This window comes from Rhodocyclus tenuis, assembly GCF_014197755.1.
GTDB classification, from domain to species: Bacteria; Pseudomonadota; Gammaproteobacteria; order Burkholderiales; family Rhodocyclaceae; genus Rhodocyclus; species Rhodocyclus tenuis.
Map to the genome: position 1 here is coordinate 60648 of NZ_JACIGE010000006.1, position 15807 is coordinate 76454.

At 65.9% G+C, this 15807-nt stretch carries 13 protein-coding genes; 6 read left to right on the forward strand and 7 right to left on the reverse strand.

The window, feature by feature from the left end:
- Nucleotides 1-52: 52 nt before the first annotated feature.
- From GGD90_RS09460 to GGD90_RS09480, 5 genes are all read left to right on the forward strand, one after another.
- Nucleotides 53-1435, forward strand: a complete 1383-nt coding sequence (locus GGD90_RS09460) for a pyridoxal-phosphate dependent enzyme (RefSeq protein WP_153116585.1) — start codon at nt 53-55, stop codon at nt 1433-1435.
- Nucleotides 1432-2646, forward strand: a complete 1215-nt coding sequence (locus GGD90_RS09465; protein WP_153116584.1) for a trans-sulfuration enzyme family protein — start codon at nt 1432-1434, stop codon at nt 2644-2646. The genes GGD90_RS09460 and GGD90_RS09465 overlap by 4 nt, the downstream gene beginning before the upstream one ends.
- A gap of 121 nt (nt 2647-2767) precedes the next feature.
- Nucleotides 2768-3637: a MetQ/NlpA family ABC transporter substrate-binding protein gene (locus tag GGD90_RS09470; protein WP_153116583.1), complete on the forward strand. Its 870-nt coding sequence runs from the start codon at nt 2768-2770 to the stop codon at nt 3635-3637.
- Nucleotides 3638-3706: 69 nt separating this feature from the next.
- A complete protein-coding gene (locus GGD90_RS09475; protein WP_153116582.1) occupies nt 3707-4729 on the forward strand; it encodes a methionine ABC transporter ATP-binding protein in 1023 nt (340 codons plus the stop codon).
- The gene (locus GGD90_RS09480; RefSeq protein ID WP_221227722.1) at nt 4722-5387 is read left to right on the forward strand and encodes a methionine ABC transporter permease; all 666 of its coding nucleotides are present in this window, start codon (nt 4722-4724) and stop codon (nt 5385-5387) included. Before GGD90_RS09475 ends, GGD90_RS09480 begins: the two co-directional genes overlap by 8 nt.
- Before the next feature lie 88 nt (nt 5388-5475).
- Here the strand turns inward: GGD90_RS09480 and GGD90_RS09485 are convergent, their stop codons facing one another.
- The 6 genes from GGD90_RS09485 to GGD90_RS09510 form a co-directional block, all read right to left on the reverse strand.
- Nucleotides 5476-7356: a family 2A encapsulin nanocompartment cargo protein cysteine desulfurase gene (locus GGD90_RS09485; RefSeq protein WP_153116581.1), complete on the reverse strand. Its 1881-nt coding sequence runs from the start codon at nt 7354-7356 to the stop codon at nt 5476-5478.
- Nucleotides 7331-8257 carry a family 2A encapsulin nanocompartment shell protein gene (locus tag GGD90_RS09490; RefSeq protein WP_153116580.1) on the reverse strand — a complete coding sequence of 309 codons (927 nt, stop codon included), beginning with the start codon at nt 8255-8257 and terminating at the stop codon, nt 7331-7333. Before GGD90_RS09490 ends, GGD90_RS09485 begins: the two co-directional genes overlap by 26 nt.
- A 52-nt stretch (nt 8258-8309) precedes the next feature.
- Entirely contained in the window at nt 8310-8612 is a 303-nt protein-coding gene (locus tag GGD90_RS09495) for a helix-turn-helix domain-containing protein (RefSeq protein WP_153116579.1), read from the reverse strand.
- A complete protein-coding gene (gene epsC / locus GGD90_RS09500; protein ID WP_153116578.1) occupies nt 8609-9583 on the reverse strand; it encodes a serine O-acetyltransferase EpsC in 975 nt (324 codons plus the stop codon). The genes GGD90_RS09495 and epsC overlap by 4 nt, the downstream gene beginning before the upstream one ends.
- 9 nt (nt 9584-9592) lie before the next feature.
- Nucleotides 9593-10159: a rhodanese-like domain-containing protein gene (locus tag GGD90_RS09505; RefSeq protein WP_153116577.1), complete on the reverse strand. Its 567-nt coding sequence runs from the start codon at nt 10157-10159 to the stop codon at nt 9593-9595.
- Between the two features lie 193 nt (nt 10160-10352).
- Nucleotides 10353-12506 (reverse strand): ABC transporter substrate-binding protein, encoded by a 2154-nt coding sequence (locus tag GGD90_RS09510; protein ID WP_153116576.1) that lies wholly within the window; start codon nt 12504-12506, stop codon nt 10353-10355.
- Nucleotides 12507-12686: 180 nt separating this feature from the next.
- On the opposite strand from GGD90_RS09510, the gene fabI reads away from it, so the two are divergent.
- On the forward strand, nt 12687-13487 hold the full coding sequence (fabI, locus tag GGD90_RS09515; RefSeq protein ID WP_153116575.1) for an enoyl-ACP reductase FabI: 801 nt from the start codon (nt 12687-12689) through the stop codon (nt 13485-13487).
- 68 nt (nt 13488-13555) lie between these two features.
- Here fabI and GGD90_RS09520 read toward each other — a convergent pair whose 3' ends face one another.
- The gene (locus GGD90_RS09520) at nt 13556-15457 is read right to left on the reverse strand and encodes a SurA N-terminal domain-containing protein (RefSeq protein ID WP_153116574.1); all 1902 of its coding nucleotides are present in this window, start codon (nt 15455-15457) and stop codon (nt 13556-13558) included.
- Between the last annotated feature and the right edge of the window lie 350 nt (nt 15458-15807).

Here is a 15807-nt window from a genome sequence, read left to right on the forward strand (position 1 = left end):
TCGCACATTTCGCACCGCACCCACCGCTCACCCCTTCCCTGCTTGCCACCCCATGCCCAAACCGCACCCTGATTCCGGTCCCGCCGTGCTCGGCCTGATCGGCAATACGCCGCTGATCGAAGTCACCCGTTTCGACACCGGCCCCTGTCGCCTCTTTCTCAAACTCGAATCGCAGAATCCCGGCGGCTCGATCAAAGACCGCGTCGGTCTGTGGATGATCGAAGCTGCCGAGCGCGACGGTCGCCTGCAACCGGGCGGCACCATCGTCGAAGCCACCGCCGGCAATACCGGCCTCGGCTTGGCGCTGGTCGCCCGCGCCAAGGGCTATCGCATCGTCCTCGTCGTCCCCGACAAGATGTCGACCGAGAAAATCCTGCACCTGAAGGCGCTCGGCGCCGACGTGCGCATCACCCGTTCCGACGTCGGCAAGGGCCATCCCGAGTATTACCAGGACTACGCGGCGCGGATCGCTGCCGACATCCCCGGCGCCTTCTTTGCCGACCAGTTCAACAACCCGGCCAATCCGGCGGCGCACCGCCAGTCGACCGGGCCGGAAATCTGGGCACAGACCGGCCACGCCGTCGACGCCATCGTCTGCGGCGTCGGCTCGTCGGGAACGCTCACCGGTCTGACGCAGTTCTTCCGTGAAGCCAGTCCATCGACCGAATTCGTCCTCGCCGATCCGGTCGGTTCGATCCTCTGCGATTACGTGCGCAGCGGCAGCTTCGGCGAAGCCGGCTCGTGGGTGGTCGAAGGCATCGGCGAAGACTTCGTGCCGCCGATCGCCGACCTGTCGGCGGTGCGTCACGCCTACTCGATTTCCGACGGCGAAAGCCTCGATGCGGCACGCGAACTGCTGCGCGCCGAAGGCATCCTCGGCGGCTCGTCGACCGGCACGCTGCTCGCCGCGGCGCTGCGTTACTGCCGCGAGCAGACGACGCCCAAGCGTGTCGTCTCTTTCGTCTGCGATACCGGCACGCGCTATCTGTCGAAGATCTACAACGACAACTGGATGATCGACCAGGGTCTGTTGCAGCGCCCGGTCTATGGCGACCTGCGCGACATCGTCGCACGCCGTTTCGAGGACGGCTCGGTGATCAGCGTCTCGCCGCACGACAACCTGCAGACGGCCTTCCAGCGCATGCGCTACGCCGAAGTCTCGCAACTGCCGGTGATCGACGACGGCCGCATCGTCGGCCTGATCGACGAATCCGACCTGCTGCTGCGCGTCGAAGCGCATGCCGCCAGCTTCCGCAGCGAAGTCGCCGCGGCGATGAGCACCACGCTTGGCACGCTGCGCCCCGACGCCGGCCTCGCCGCGCTCAACGCCGTGCTCGAACGCGGTCTGGTGGCGATCATCGCCGACGACGAGCGCTTCTACGGCCTCGTCACCCGCTTCGACTTCATCAACCATCTGCGAAAGAAACTTGCATGAGCGCCAAAGCCGCCAGCGCCCACCCATCCACTACTGCGGACGCACCGAAGCGTCAGGGCTTCGGCACGCGCGTCATCCACGCCGGACAATCGCCCGACCCGTCGACCGGCGCGATCATGCCGCCGATCTACGCCAACTCGACCTACGTGCAGGACAGCCCCGGCGTGCACAAGGGCCTCGACTACGGCCGCTCGCACAACCCGACGCGCTGGGCCTTCGAGCGCTGCATCGCCGATCTGGAAAGCGGCGCGCAGGCCTTCGCCTTCGCCTCCGGACTCGCCGCCATCGCCACCGTGCTCGAACTGCTCGACGGCGGCGCGCACATCATCGCCGGCGACGACCTCTACGGCGGCACCTACCGTCTGCTCGAACGCGTGCGCCGGCGCAGCGCCAAGCTCGATTTCAGCTTCGTCGACCTCACCGATCCGGCGGCACTCGCCGCGGCGATCCGCCCGGAAACGCGCATGGTGCTGGTCGAAACGCCGACCAATCCGCTGCTCAAGCTCGTCGATCTGCGCGAAATCGCCGCCGTCTGCCGCGCGCGCGGCCTGATCGGCGTTGTCGACAACACCTTCGCCAGCCCGTGGATCCAGCGCCCGCTCGAACTCGGCTTCGACATCGTCGTGCATTCGACGACCAAGTATCTCAATGGCCACTCCGACGTGATCGGCGGTGTCGCCATCGTCAGCGGCGACGAGCGCAGCGCCGAATGGCGCGAACGCCTGGGCTTCCTGCAGAACGCCGTCGGCTCGATCGCCGGCCCCTTCGACAGCTTCCTCGCGCTGCGCGGCGTGAAAACGCTCAACGTGCGCATGGAGCGGCACTGCCAGAACGCGCTCGAACTGGCGCGCTGGCTCGAAGCCGAGCCCAAGGTCAGCCGCGTGCGCTACCCCGGCCTCGCCTCGCACCCGCAGCACGCACTCGCGCGGCGGCAGATGCGCGGCTTCGGCGGCATGATCTCGCTCGATCTCGCCAGCGACCTTGCCGGCGCGCGGCGCTTTCTCGAACGCTGCGAGATCTTCTCGCTGGCCGAAAGCCTCGGCGGCGTCGAGAGCCTGATCGAGCATCCGGCGATCATGACGCACGCCAGCATCCCGGCCGCGCAACGCGCCGCGCACGGCATCGGCGATTCGCTGATCCGTCTGTCGGTCGGCATTGAGGATGTCGAAGACCTGAAAACCGACCTGCGCCAGGCGCTGGCGGCAGTCTAAGGCCCGGCGGCGATTTCCTTATGCTTCGCCGGGTGATAAGCGAAGACGTTTTTCTTCGTTCCGCGAATCGGGAGGCGTCGGGATACTCAGTCCGTCAAAACCACCCGACAGGAAATCCGTCATGACTCTTTCCCGACTGCTGGCCGGCATTGTCCGCACCGCTGCCGCCCTCGTCCTCAGCCTCGGCGTCAGCACCGCTTTCGCCCAGGCCGAGCCCAAGACCATCATCTTCGGCGTCGCCCCTGGGCCCTATGGCGACCTGATCAAGCAGGGCATCCAGCCCGGCCTGGAAAAGAAGGGCTACAAGGTCGTCCTCAAGGAATTCAGCGACTGGGTGCAGCCGAACATCGCGCTCGACAACGGCGCGACGGATGCAAACCTCTTCCAGCACGGCATCTATCTCGAGAAGTTCTCGGCCGACAAGGGCCTAAAGCTGTCGCCGCTGATCAAGGTGCCGACCGCCGGTCTGGGCTTCTACTCGAACAAGATCAAGTCGCTCGACGAACTGAAGAAGGGTGACGTCGTCACGCTGCCGAACGATCCGACCAATCTCGCCCGTGCCCTGCGCTTCCTCGCCAAGCTCGACCTGCTGACCTTCAAGAAGGACATTGATCCGACCAAGGCTTCCGAGAAGGACATCGAGCACAACCCACGCGGCATCGTCTTCAAGCCGCTGGAAGCGGCGCAGTTGCCGCGCACACTGGATACGGCGACGGCAGCAGTCATCAGCGGCAACTTTGCCATCGCCGCCGGCCTCGATCTCAACAAGGCGCTGAAACTCGAAGTGCTCGACGAGAGCATCAAGAACCTGATCGCCGTCAAGACCGCCGACCTGAACAAGCCTTTCGTTGCCGACATCAAGGCGGTGGTCGAGTCCGACGAGTTCCTCGCGGTGATCAACGATCCGAAACGCCAGTTCTATTCCTTCCAGCGCCCCGAGTGGATCGTCAACCGTCTGGCGGCCAAGGCCAACAGCAAGCCCGCGAAGTAATCCCCGGCGTCGTCATCATTTCCAGCCAAGGAACGGGCGCCCGGCGCCCGTTCCGCATTTGAGCCTCCCATGATCGAACTGCAAGACATTTCCATCGCCTTCACGGCGAAGGACCGCACCGTGCGCGCGGTACGCAATGCCTCGCTGTCCATCGCCAGCGGACAGATCTTCGGCATCGTCGGCACCAGCGGCGCAGGTAAGAGCACGCTGCTGCGCGCCATCAACCTGCTGGAACCGCCGGACAGCGGCCTCGTGCTGCTCGACGGCCGCGACATCACCGGGCTGAAAGGCGCTGCCCTGCGCCGCGAGCGGCAGAAGATCGGCATGATCTTCCAGCACTTCAACCTGATGCTGACGCGCACGGTTTACGACAACGTCGCCTTCACCCTGCACATCGCCGGCAAGAGCCGGCAGGAAATCAGCGAGCGCGTTCCCGAACTGCTCGGCCTCGTCGGCCTCTCCGACAAGGCCGACGCCTATCCGGCGCAGCTCTCCGGCGGCCAGAAGCAGCGCGTCGGCATCGCCCGCGCCATCGCCAACCACCCGCAAGTGCTGCTCTGCGACGAACCGACCTCGGCGCTCGACCTCGAAACCTCGGCGGCGATCCTCGAACTGCTCAAGGAAATCAACGAGCGGCTGGGCATCACCATCGTGCTGATCTCGCACGAGATGAGCGTGATCAAGAAGATCTGTACGCGCGTGGCGGTGATGAACGCCGGCCAGATCATCGAGGAAGGCGAGGTCTATGACATCTTCGCCACGCCGCGCGAGGAATTCACGCGGCAACTGGTCGAGCACACGCTCAACCTCGATCTGCCGGCACGCCTGACCGAAGATCTGCGCGGCACGCTGCTGAAGATACTGTTCCTTGGCGAGCGGGCCGAACAGCCGCTGCTCTCGGAAGTGGCGCTGCGCTTCGGCGTCTCGATCAACATCCTGCACGGCAAGATCGAGTACATCAACAGCCGCGCGCTCGGCATCCTCGTTGCCCTGCTCGATCACGACCGCAGCGAAGACGGCGCTTCCCGCCTCGGCGAAGCGATCGAATTCATCCGCCAGAACACTGCGCACGTGGAGGTGCTGCATGCTTGAGCTTCTGCTCCCCCTGCTCGACGACCTCAAGCCGGCGTTTGGCGAAACCTTCCTGATGGTCGGCATTTCGAGCTTCTTCGCCATCGCCGGCGGCCTGCCGCTGGGCTTTCTGCTCTACATCACCGAACGGCGACTGTTCTGGGAAAACCAGGCCGCCCACGCGATCGGCAACGTGCTGGTGAACGTCATCCGCTCGCTGCCCTTCGTCATCCTGCTGGTGCTGCTCCTGCCGTTCACGCAATGGGTACTCGGCACGACCATCGGCCCGGCCGCCGCCGCCGTGCCGCTGTCGGTGGCCGCCATCGCCTTCTACGCGCGCCTCGTTGAAGGTGCGCTGTGCGAGGTCGATCCGGGAATCGTCGAAGCGGCGCAGGCCTTCGGCGCCAGCCCGCTGCGCATCGTCGGCAGCGTGCTGCTGCGCGAAGCGCTGCCCGGCCTGCTGCGTGGTCTGACGGTGACGCTGATCAGCCTGATCGGCTATTCGGCGATGGCCGGCATCGTCGGCGGTGGTGGCGTCGGCGATCTGGCGATCCGCTTCGGCTACTACCGTTACCAGACCGACGTGATGATCGTCACCGTGATTGCGCTGGTGATCCTGGTGCAGGCCGTGCAGGCGCTCGGCGACCTGGCCGCGCGGCGGGCTGACAAGAAGGGTTGAGGCACGCGCCGGAGCGAGGTCCGGCCACCCAAGCAAAAGGGGCAGCCAGTGGCTGCCCCTTTTGCTGTTGCTTGCGCTGCAGCGACGCTTATCTCACCACGCCCTTGCCCCGCGCGAGACGGTGCAGCACGCGGATCAGCGCGTCGACTTCCTCGCAGGTGTTGTAGAAGGCCAGCGACGGGCGCACCGTGGCTTCGAGACCAAAGCGGCGCAGGATCGGCTGCGCGCAGTGGTGGCCGGAGCGCACGGCGATGCCCTCTTCGTTCAGCGCACGGCCGACGTCTTCGGTGCGGTAGCCGTCGAGGACGAAGGAAGCGACGCTCGCCTTGTGGTCCGCCGTGCCGATCAGGCGCAGTCCGGGAACGGTGAGCAGGCCTTGCGTGGCGTAGGCCAGCAGATCGTGCTCGTAGCGCGCGATGGCCTCGATGCCGACGCGCTCGACGTAGTCGATCGCCGCCCCGAGGCCGACGGCGTCGGCGATGTTGCCGGTGCCCGCCTCGAACTTGTTCGGCACGCCCTGGTAAAGGGTGCGTTCGAAGGTGACGTCGGCGATCATGTTGCCGCCGCCCTGCCAGGGCGGCGTCGCTTCGAGGATGTCGCGCTTGCCGTAAACCACGCCGATGCCGGTCGGCGCAAACACCTTGTGACCGGAGAAGACGAAGAAGTCGGCGTCGATCGCCTGCACGTTGACGCGCATGTGCGATACCGACTGCGCGCCATCGACCAGCGCTTTCGCGCCGGCACGGTGCGCCAGCTCGACGATTTCCGCCACCGGCGTCACCGTGCCGAGGGCGTTCGACACCTGCGTCACCGCCACCAGCTTGGTCCGGTCGTTGAGCAGACGCTGGTATTCGCCAAGCAGCAACTGCCCCTTGTCGTCGACCGGGATGGCGCGGATTTTCGCGCCGGTTTCGGCCGCCAGCTGCTGCCAGGGAACGATGTTGGCGTGGTGTTCGAGCAGCGAAACGATGATTTCGTCGCCCTCGCCGATGTTCTGCCTGCCCCAGGTCTTGGCAACGAGATTGATCGCCTCGGTGGCGCCGCGCACGAAAATCACCTCGTCCGGCGAGGCGGCGCCGATGAAGCGCGCCACCTTGCTGCGCGCGCCTTCGTAGGCGTCGGTGGCGCGTGCCGCGAGTTCGTGCGCAGCGCGATGGATGTTGGAGTTTTCGTGCGCGTAGAACTGCGCCAGGCGGTCGATCACCGCCTGCGGCTTCTGCGTCGTCGCCGCATTGTCAAACCAGATCAATGGCTTGCCATGAACGCGCTCGGCCAGGATGGGAAAGTCGCGGCGCACGGCATTGACGTCGAACGCGGGAAAGCGCATGGCATCAGCCTTCGGCAGCGCCGCCGCGGCCGGTACCGCCGGTTCGATGAAGTAATAGCCGCTGCCGGCTCCCGGCGCCTGCGCCGCCGGCTGCGTGCGCTCACCCGCCAGCTCGTTGAGCACGCGCCGTAGCGCCACGTCACCGGGCAGTTCGAACGGATGCGCAACGACGTGGTTCTCGGCCGGACGTGATGCTGCCGTCGGCGCCGTGTGCGCCGACGGCAGCGCTGTCGCCTCGCCGAGGAAGTAGTAGGGCGAAGCCGGAACGCCGGACGGACCACTGATCGGCGAACTGAGCGGCAGTGCCGCCGCGTAGGCCTCGGGAACGCCGAACTCAGGCGCCGCCGGGCCGGATTCGACCGGCGCCTGGCCGGTGTTGGCAGCAGCCAGCGGCTGCAGCGCCGGCCCCGGTTCGCCGATCGTCAGCCCGCTGACGCCGGGAGATGGCGTCGACGATGGGGTGGCTGGCGGCGCGGCGAACGCCGGGGCAGCGAACGCGGGTGAAGCGCCGCCGCCCGGCAGCGAGCGGAAAAACTCGCCGGCCAACTGCTCGAGCACCGCCGTGTCGGGCAACCCGGCAAACTCCGGGATGCCTCCGCCGGCCGCCGGCGTCTGGCTAGCGGTAGGTGTCGGAATAGTCATGGTACTTGTCGATCTCCACGTCATCGAGAACGGCCAGCGCGTCTTCCGCATGCACCGCCAGCGAGCAGTAGAGCGAAATCAGGTAGGAAGCGATGGCGTTGCGGTCGATGCCCATGAAGCGCACCGACAGGCCCGGGCTCTGTTCGCCCGGCAGTCCCGGCTGATAGAGACCGACGACGCCCTGGCGCTTGTCGCCGACGCGAACGAGCAGGATCTTGGTCTTGCCTTCCTCGACTGGTACCTTGTCCGACGGAATCAGCGGGATGCCACGCCAGGTGATGAACTGCGAACCGAACAGCGAAACGGTCGGCGGCGGCACGCCACGACGCGTGCATTCGCGGCCGAAGGCGGCGATGGCCAGCGGGTGCGTCAGGAAGAAAGCCGGTTCCTTCCACACCTTGGTGAGCAGGTCGTCGAGGTCATCGGGCGTTGGCGCGCCGGTCAGCGTCGAAATGCGCTGGCTGTCGGCGACATTGGCCAGCAGGCCGTAGTCGCTGTTGTTGATCAGCTCGCTTTCCTGTTTTTCCTTGATCGTCTCGATCGTCAGGCGCAGCTGTTCCTTGATCTGGTCGTGCGGGCTGCTGTACAGGTCGGAAACGCGCGTATGCACGTCAAGGATGGTGGTGACGGCGTTGAGGAAGTACTCACGGGGCTTCTCGTCGTAGTCGACGAAAGTCTGCGGCAGCACCGATTCGTCGCGCTTGGCGCAGGCGACGCGCACGTCGCGCGGGTTCTTCACCTGGTTCAGCCGGTAAATGCCGGCCTCGACCGGCAGCCACTGCAGCAGATGCACCAGCCAGCGCGGCGAAATGGTCGAAAGCTGCGGGGCGGTCTTCGTCGCGTTGGCCAGCTGCCGTGCGGCGACGTCGCTGAGGGCGAGTTGTGGGGCGTGTTCTGCCATGACTTACTCCGGACAAATGCTGCGGTGGTTATAGAAAAAACGCATATGCAAATTACTCTTTGCTCTCAGCGCGGCTCAACAGGCTATAGCCATCAAAAACCCCGCGCCGCGCATGCGCGGCCGCAGCGCCTTGCGCGCTGCGTTCGCATTGCGCGAGCAGTGCCGAGAGCTGGAGGTCGAGCGCCTGCGCCAGTTTTTCGGCGGTTTGCAGCGAGGGCGCGGCGGTGCCGCGCTCGATCTCGCCGACGTACGAGCGATTGAGGTCGGCCTGTTCGGCGAGCTGCTCCTGCGACCAGCCGCGCGCCTTGCGCAACTGCCGGACCAGGCGCGGAAAACGATCGTGCACGCTGCTCATATGCCGCCGCCGTTCTCCATCATCTCGTTGCGCGCGAAGGCCTGCGTGACGACACTGCCGGCCGAGACGCTGTGCGTCAGCCAGACGTTGCCGCCGATCGACGAGCCGCGGCCGATGGTGACGCGACCGAGGATGGTCGCGCCGGCGTAGACGACAACGTCGTCCTCGACGATCGGATGCCGTGGCGCGCCTTTTTCGAGCGTGCCATCGGCGCTGACGGTGAAGCGCTTGGCACCGAGCGTCACCGCCTGGTAGAGGCGGACGCGCTCGCCGATCACCGCCGTTTCGCCGATGACGACGCCGGTGCCGTGGTCGATGAAGAAGCTCTTGCCGATGCGCGCGCCGGGATGGATGTCGATGCCGGTGGTCGAATGCGCCAGTTCGGCAACGATGCGCGCCAGCAGCGGCACGCCGAGCGTGTACAGCGTGTGCGCCAGCCGGTGGTGGATGATCGCCAGCGTTCCCGGATAACAGAGAACGATTTCGTCGACGCTGTGCGCCGCCGGGTCGCCGCGGTAAGCCGCCTCGACGTCGGTATCAAGCAGGACACGGATGTCGGGCAGCTGTGCGGCAAAGCGGCGCACGATGTCGACGGCGCGCTCTTCCAGCTGCTGCGGATCGACCGGGTTCTGCCGCGAAACGTGCCTCGAAACGTGTCTCAGCTCGAGACGCACCTGCTCGAGCAGCGAACGCAGCGCCACGTCGAGCGTATGGCCGACGTAGAAGTCCTCGCTGCAACCCTGACGCAGGTCGACCGGACCGAGGCGCATCGGAAAGAGTGCGCTGCACAGGCGTTCGATGATGTCGTGCAGCGCCGAGCGCGAAGGAAACTCGCGACCGCTCGTTTCCAGCTTGCGGTCGTGCGCCAGGCGCCATTGTTCGCGGGCGGCGTGCAGGCCGCGCACGATGTCGTCGAGGCCCCAGTCTGGCGCCGTTGCGGGAAGCGGGTCGGGGCGAAGCGGTGCGTTCATAGCGCCCTCTCAGTCCTGCGTCCACGGCAGGCCATAACGCCGCCAGCCACCTTGTGTGCCACGCTGACCATCGGGCGAAATGTCACCCTCGAAGCCTTCGCGGATGTTGAAGACCTTGCGGAAGCCGGCGCGCGTCGCCGCCTCGGCGGCAGCGGCAGAACGCTTGCCGCTGCGGCAGAGCAGCAGGATCGGCTCGTCCTTGCCCGCCTTGGCGGCGAGTTCCTTGGCAAAGCGCGGGTTCTTGAGCAGCGCCGCGCCCGACTGCCACTGCACCAGCGGCGAGCCGGGAACGTGGCCGACGTACTTGTATTCCTCGGCGGTGCGCACATCGACGATCAGCGCCGCGCCGGCCGAGGCGAGCGCCCAGGCCTCCTGCGGCGAAACGCTGCCGGCGTAGGGAAGTCCCTCGCGGGCGGCGCGCTCGCGGGCGGCGACGAGCAGCGGGTCGAGCTGGCGCTCGCCGGAGTCTGTGCCGGTGGCCGCGGCGTGAGACGCTTCGGCAAGCGCAGGGGAAACGCTGTTCGGGATCGAACGTGATGCGGAACTGGAAAGTGCTTGAGCGTGAGCCACGGTCATCTCCTGATGGTGGAAAACCGGCTGGCGTCGGGGTGTCGTCAGCTTGAGGGCATAAACTTAGCCCCCGGCCCTGCGTGCAAGAACGAAGAAAATATGCGTTGCTTATAACGGGAAGCGGCAGAAGCGCACGCCAGCAAGGTGGCGTGCCGCTCTGCAAGGCGCGAGGCAGGCGCTGAGGGGGTCAGCGCCCCGGTCAGCGCAGCGCGGCGGCGCGCTCGCGACGGCGGTAGCCGGCGAGACCGGGCAGGATCAGCGCCAGCAGGCCGACAGCGCCGGCGAGCAGTGGCCACAGTACCGGGTGGTTCCACTCGTGGCGCAGGCGCTCACGCGCGGCAACGTCGATGCGCTGGTACTTGAGGATGTTGTTGCCGACATCGCTCGGTTTGCGGTTGAGCAGCCAGGCGTGGCCGAGGGTGTAGGTTTTCGGGTGGAAGCCGAACACCCACGGCGCATCGTCGCGCAGGATGCTGAGCATGCGCCGGATGAGGGCGAGGCGCTGCGGACCGTTGTCCATGTCCTTCATTTCGCGGAACAGGCGGTCGAACTCGGCGTTCTGGTAGTTGGCAGCGTTCTCGCCGCCCTTGAGCACCTTGGCTTCGGCACCGTGCAGCAGGAACAGGAAGTTCTCCGGGTCGGGGTAGTCGGCGTTCCAGCCGAGGTAGTACATCTGCACCGCGCTCTTGCGCAGCTTTTCCTGGAAACGGTTGAAGTCGGTCGAGCGCACCACCAGCTGGATGCCGATCGCGGCGAACTGGCGTGTCAGCCAGTCGAGGCGCGACTTGTCGCCCATGCCGCCGCCGGTGGTATCGAGGTTGAGGACCAGCGGCTCACCGGTTCTGGCGTTGCGCCCGTTCGGCCAGCCGGCGGCAGCGAGCAGTTTCTTCGCCTCGTCGATGCTGCGCCGTTTCTGCTGGCCGTCACGCCACGTATAGACCACCGGGTTGATGCCGGCCTCGCCTTCCTCGTAGCCGAAGATGCCGGGCGGCAGCGGGCTCATCGCCGGCACGCCGCGGCCGTTCATGAAGATCGAGATGAACTCTTCCTGGTCGATGGCGATCGAGATCGCCTGGCGGAGCTTCCTGGCCGCTTCGCCGAGACCACCGACCACCGGATCGGCCAGGTTGAAGCCCATGTAGAAGATCGACGCGCGCACGCTGGTCAGCAGGTGGATTCCCTTGTCGCGCATTTCGTCGGTGAGCTGTACGTCGCCGCCGGCACCGAAACGCACTGCCTGGTCGAAGCTGTCGGACGAAATGCCCGAGGCGTCGTAATAGCCCTGCAGGAACTTGTTCCAGTAGGGAACGCTTTCCTTTTCGCGCGTGAAGATGGCGCGGTCGATGATCGGCAGCGCGCGGCCGCAGTCGGCAAGCCGGCCCAAGGCCTCGTCTTCGGCCTCGCCTTCGCAGGGGTAGGTTTCGCCGTGGAAGTTCGGGTTGCGCGAGAGCACCATGCGGCTGTTCGGGTTGTTCTCGGTGAGCATGTAGGGACCGCTGCCGACCGGGTACCAGTCGAGCGTCAGGTTCTTCTCGGCCATTCCCGGCTGGCTATAGAAGCGGTCAGCCTCACGTGGCACCGGCGCAAAGAAGGGCATCGCCAGCCAGTAGAGGAATTGCGGGTACTTGCCCTTGATCGTGACGCGATAGGTGTGCCGGTCGACGCGTTCGACGCCGCGGAGCGGATAGGCATCGAGGTCGAGCCAGCCGTCCTTGGGCAAGGTTTTGGCGGCTGCCTGCAATTGCGCGCCGAGTTCGCCGAGGCCGACGATGCGCTCGGCCATCATGCCGAAGATCGGCGAGTGCAGGCGCGGATGCGCCAGCCGCTTGATCTGGTAGATGAAGTCGTCGGCGGTGACTTCGCGCGTGCCGCTCTCGCTGAAATCGGCAAGGCGCTCGATGCCGGCGAGCGTGCTGCGCTCGAGCGACGCATAACGCGGCTGGCCGGCAGCGTCGACGGCGAAGGCCGGGTGCGGCTGATAGCGGATTCCCGGCTTGATGCGGATTTCGTAGACGCTCTTCGCCACCTTCTCGGCCGGCGCGTCGGCCGGCAGGACGCGGCCGGCAGCGTCGTACAGGCGTGCCACCGGCACCGCCTCGGCGCTCGCCGGAATCAGCGTATACGGGCGCCTCAGGTAGTGGTACTGCAGCGGCGGCTCGTAGATCTGCCCGGTGAACACGATCTCGTCCTCGACGTAGGACTGCGCCGGATCGAGGTGTTTGGGCCGTTCGGTGAAGGCCGAATGGAGAACGTTCTGGCCGCGCTCGGCCGCCGGATAGGGATCGTTCCACTCGCTGCCGCAGGCGGTCAGGAGCAACAGCGGCAACAGCCGGGCAAGGAGGGGAAAACGCATGCGCGAAAGTGTAACGGATGCCCAGACGGGCGTCATCCGCGGACCGTGGCCTTGGCCGGCGCCGGGCCACGCCCTGCACGATGAAAGAATTCACTTATAATTGCGGCCTTTCGCCAGCCCCGTCGTCCACAAGCGCGCGCGGGGTCCGCCCACCCTACTGACCGACATCCGGGAGAACACATGGGATTCCTCGCAGACAAGCGCATCCTGATCACTGGCCTGTTATCCAAGCACTCGATCGCCTACGGCATCGCCAAGGCCTGCCACCGCGAGGGCGCGCAACTGGCGTTCACCTATCAGAACGAACGCTTCCAGGAACGGATCGCCAAGTTTGCCGCCGAATTCGACAGCACGCTGATCTTCCCCTGCGACGTTGCCGAAGACGCGCAGATCGACGCATTGTTCGCCTCGCTGGCGACGCACTGGGAAGGTCTCGACGGCCTGGTGCATTCGATCGCCTTCGCTCCGGGCGAAGCCATCGAGGGCGACTTCCTCGAAGGCATTTCGCGCGAATCCTTCCGCATCGCGCACGACATTTCGTCCTACAGCTACCCGGCGCTGGCCAAGGCGGCGCGCCCGCTGCTGCTGAAGGGCAACAACCCGGCATTGCTCGCGCTGTCCTACCTCGGCGCCGAGCGCACCATGCCCAACTACAACACCATGGGTCTGGCCAAGGCCAGCCTCGAGGCGGCGACGCGTTACCTGGCCTTCTGCCTCGGCCCGCAAGGCATCCGCGCCAACGCCGTCTCGGCCGGGCCGATCAAGACGCTGGCGGCGTCGGGCATCGGCAGCTTCAGCAAGCTGCTCGCCTACAACGCGCACAACGCGCCGCTGCGCCGCAACATCACCATCGACGAAGTCGGCAACGCCGCCGCCTTCCTGCTCTCCGATCTGGCCAGCGGCGTCACCGGCGAGATCATGTACGTCGACGGCGGCCTCAACACCACCGCGCTCGGCAACCCGGCGCCGCTGCCCGGCTGAGAGTAGCCCGACTGAAAAGAAAAACGGCCGCGCTGCGGCCGTTTTCTTTTGCAGCGCCGGCAGCGCGTCTAGCGATCGCTGGCTTCCAGCGCCTTCTGGTTGATTTCAACCTTGGTGCGCGCACGCAGCGCGGCGAGGTAGGCGGCAAAGTCCTCCTGCGCCAGCAAGGTCGAATACTCCCGCTCGACCGCCTTGCGCCGAGCCTCGTCAATCGCTTCGGGCTGGCTGACTTTGGCGACGCGATAGAGCGCGTAGTCGCCGTTGTCGAGCGTGACGCCGACGAAGGCCGGCAGCTTGCCGACCGGCGCCTGGAACACGGCACGCGCCGCCGCCGGCGGCGCCGGCAAGGGCTGCAGACGCGAGAAGGTCTTCGTTGCACTCCAGGCGAGCTTGTCTTCGCCACCCTTCTGCAGTTCAGCGAGCTTCGCTTCACCGGCCTTCTTCGCCTGCGCTGCGGCCTCGCGCAACTTGAGGCCGGACTCGATCTGCGCGCTGACCTCGGTCAAGGGCCGCGCAGCCGCCGGTTGATACTCGACGACGCGCGCGGCGACGAGCGTGTTCGGCGCAATCTCGATGGCATCGGTGTTGCGCTTGTTCTTCACTGCGTCGTCGGCAAACAGTGCCTTCAACAGCTTCGGCTCGCCAAGGACGCCGTAAGCGGGAAGGTCTTGCGGCTTCGGCGCCTTCGCCAGCCAGCCGCTCGTTTCGACCTTCAGACCAAAGCGTTCGGCCGCCGGCTTGAGGCTGTCGGCCTGCTCGTAGACCATGTTGCTGAACGCTTCGGCGGCTTCGGCGAAGCGCTTCGCCGAAGCCTGCCGCTTGAGTTCGGCGACGATTTCCGGACGGACTTCTTCGAGCGAGCGCTGCTTGCCGGGGTGAATTCCCGTCAGCTTGATGATGTGGTAACCGAATTCCGACTGCACCACGCCGGAAACTTCGCCGTCCTTGAGCTTGAACGCGGCATCGTCGAAAGCCTTGACCATCATGCCGCGGGCGAAGAAACCGAGGTCGCCGCCCTTGTTGGCCGAACCGGGATCCTGCGACCGGCTGCGCGCGATCTCGGCGAACTTCGCCGGCTGCGCCTGCACTTCCCTGAGAATGGCTTCTGCTGCCGCTTTTGTCTTCGCCGGATCCTTGTCCTTGTCGAGCAGCAGGATGTGGCTGGCACGACGCTCTTCGGCCGACTGGTAGCGGTCCTTGTGGCCGTCGTACCAGGCCTTCACTTCCTCGTCGGCGACCTTGACCTGCGCCAGCAACGCCTCCTGCGAGAGCACCACGTACTCGGCGCGCGCCCGTTCGGGCGTCTGGAAGAGACGCGCGTTTTCGTCGTAGAACTTCTTCACCGCCGCCGCATCGACGCTCGCCTGCGCCGAGTACTGTGCCGCCGGGAAACGGAACTCGCTGGCCTGCCGCTCTTCAGCCTCGATGCGCATGATCGCGTCGGTCGAAGACTTGGCCACCAGGCTGCTTTCGCCGACGGCGCCGACGAGTTGCTGCAGCGTCAGGTCCTGGCGCAGTTGCGCCTCGAACTGCGGCTGGCTGAGGCCCTGCGCACTCAAGGCCGCTTCGTAGCGCGCCATCGAGAAGGCACCGTTTTCCTGCAGCGAGGGAATGCGGGCGATGAAGTTGCGCAGCGCTTCGTCACTGACGCCGAGTCGCGCCTGATTGGCTTCAAGCGCCAGCAGACGCTGATCAATCAGCGAGTTGAGCACCGCCAGCCGCGCTTCCGGCGTATTCGCCTCTTCGCTCTTGTAGTTTGCTCCGAGCGCCTGACGCAGGCGGTCCTGCTGCTGCCGCCAGGCCTGCTGGAACTGCTGGGCGGTAATCTTGGTATCGCCGACACTCGCCGGATCTTCGCCCGCGCCGCCACCATGCACGTAGGAATCGACCCCCCAGAGGGCAAACGGCAGGCAGATCAGGACGAGAAAAATCTGGACGATCTTCCGGTTGTTGCGGACTGCGTCGAACATGATGTGGGCCCGTGAATCGTTTGATGACAGAAAATTGCCGCAAGAAAAAAGGCGAACTCGCGTTCGCCTTCCGCTTCGCTGGCGGCGCGCCCGGCGCCTTTGCCGGCAGCGCTTGCGCCAGTTCAATCAGGAGATTGGCACACTCTCTGGAACTCGCGCGCAAAGCCCCTGCGGACAGGGCGCAATCCTAACATGCGCGCCGGGGAACGTCATTTTTCGCGCTGCAATTGCGCGCCGCGCAGTTCCAGCCGACGCGCCGTGCTACATGAAAGTGTGTATATCGCGAACGAGTTTTTGCCGATAAATTCTGCCGGGAAGATACCTATGGCATTACGGCACCCGCAACGCAC

Bases quoted from the DNA above. Each gene is read 5' to 3' on its own strand.
- GGD90_RS09460 (WP_153116585.1), top strand. From the start codon at position 53: ATGCCCAAACCGCACCCTGATTCCGGTCCCGCCGTGCTCGGCCTGATC.
- GGD90_RS09465 (WP_153116584.1), top strand. From the start codon at position 1,432: ATGAGCGCCAAAGCCGCCAGCGCCCACCCATCCACTACTGCGGACGCA.
- GGD90_RS09470 (WP_153116583.1), top strand. From the start codon at position 2,768: ATGACTCTTTCCCGACTGCTGGCCGGCATTGTCCGCACCGCTGCCGCC.
- GGD90_RS09475 (WP_153116582.1), top strand. From the start codon at position 3,707: ATGATCGAACTGCAAGACATTTCCATCGCCTTCACGGCGAAGGACCGC.
- GGD90_RS09480 (WP_221227722.1), top strand. From the start codon at position 4,722: ATGCTTGAGCTTCTGCTCCCCCTGCTCGACGACCTCAAGCCGGCGTTT.
- GGD90_RS09485 (WP_153116581.1), bottom strand. From the start codon at position 7,356: ATGACTATTCCGACACCTACCGCTAGCCAGACGCCGGCGGCCGGCGGA.
- GGD90_RS09490 (WP_153116580.1), bottom strand. From the start codon at position 8,257: ATGGCAGAACACGCCCCACAACTCGCCCTCAGCGACGTCGCCGCACGG.
- GGD90_RS09495 (WP_153116579.1), bottom strand. From the start codon at position 8,612: ATGAGCAGCGTGCACGATCGTTTTCCGCGCCTGGTCCGGCAGTTGCGC.
- epsC (WP_153116578.1), bottom strand. From the start codon at position 9,583: ATGAACGCACCGCTTCGCCCCGACCCGCTTCCCGCAACGGCGCCAGAC.
- GGD90_RS09505 (WP_153116577.1), bottom strand. From the start codon at position 10,159: ATGACCGTGGCTCACGCTCAAGCACTTTCCAGTTCCGCATCACGTTCG.
- GGD90_RS09510 (WP_153116576.1), bottom strand. From the start codon at position 12,506: ATGCGTTTTCCCCTCCTTGCCCGGCTGTTGCCGCTGTTGCTCCTGACC.
- fabI (WP_153116575.1), top strand. From the start codon at position 12,687: ATGGGATTCCTCGCAGACAAGCGCATCCTGATCACTGGCCTGTTATCC.
- GGD90_RS09520 (WP_153116574.1), bottom strand. From the start codon at position 15,457: ATGTTCGACGCAGTCCGCAACAACCGGAAGATCGTCCAGATTTTTCTC.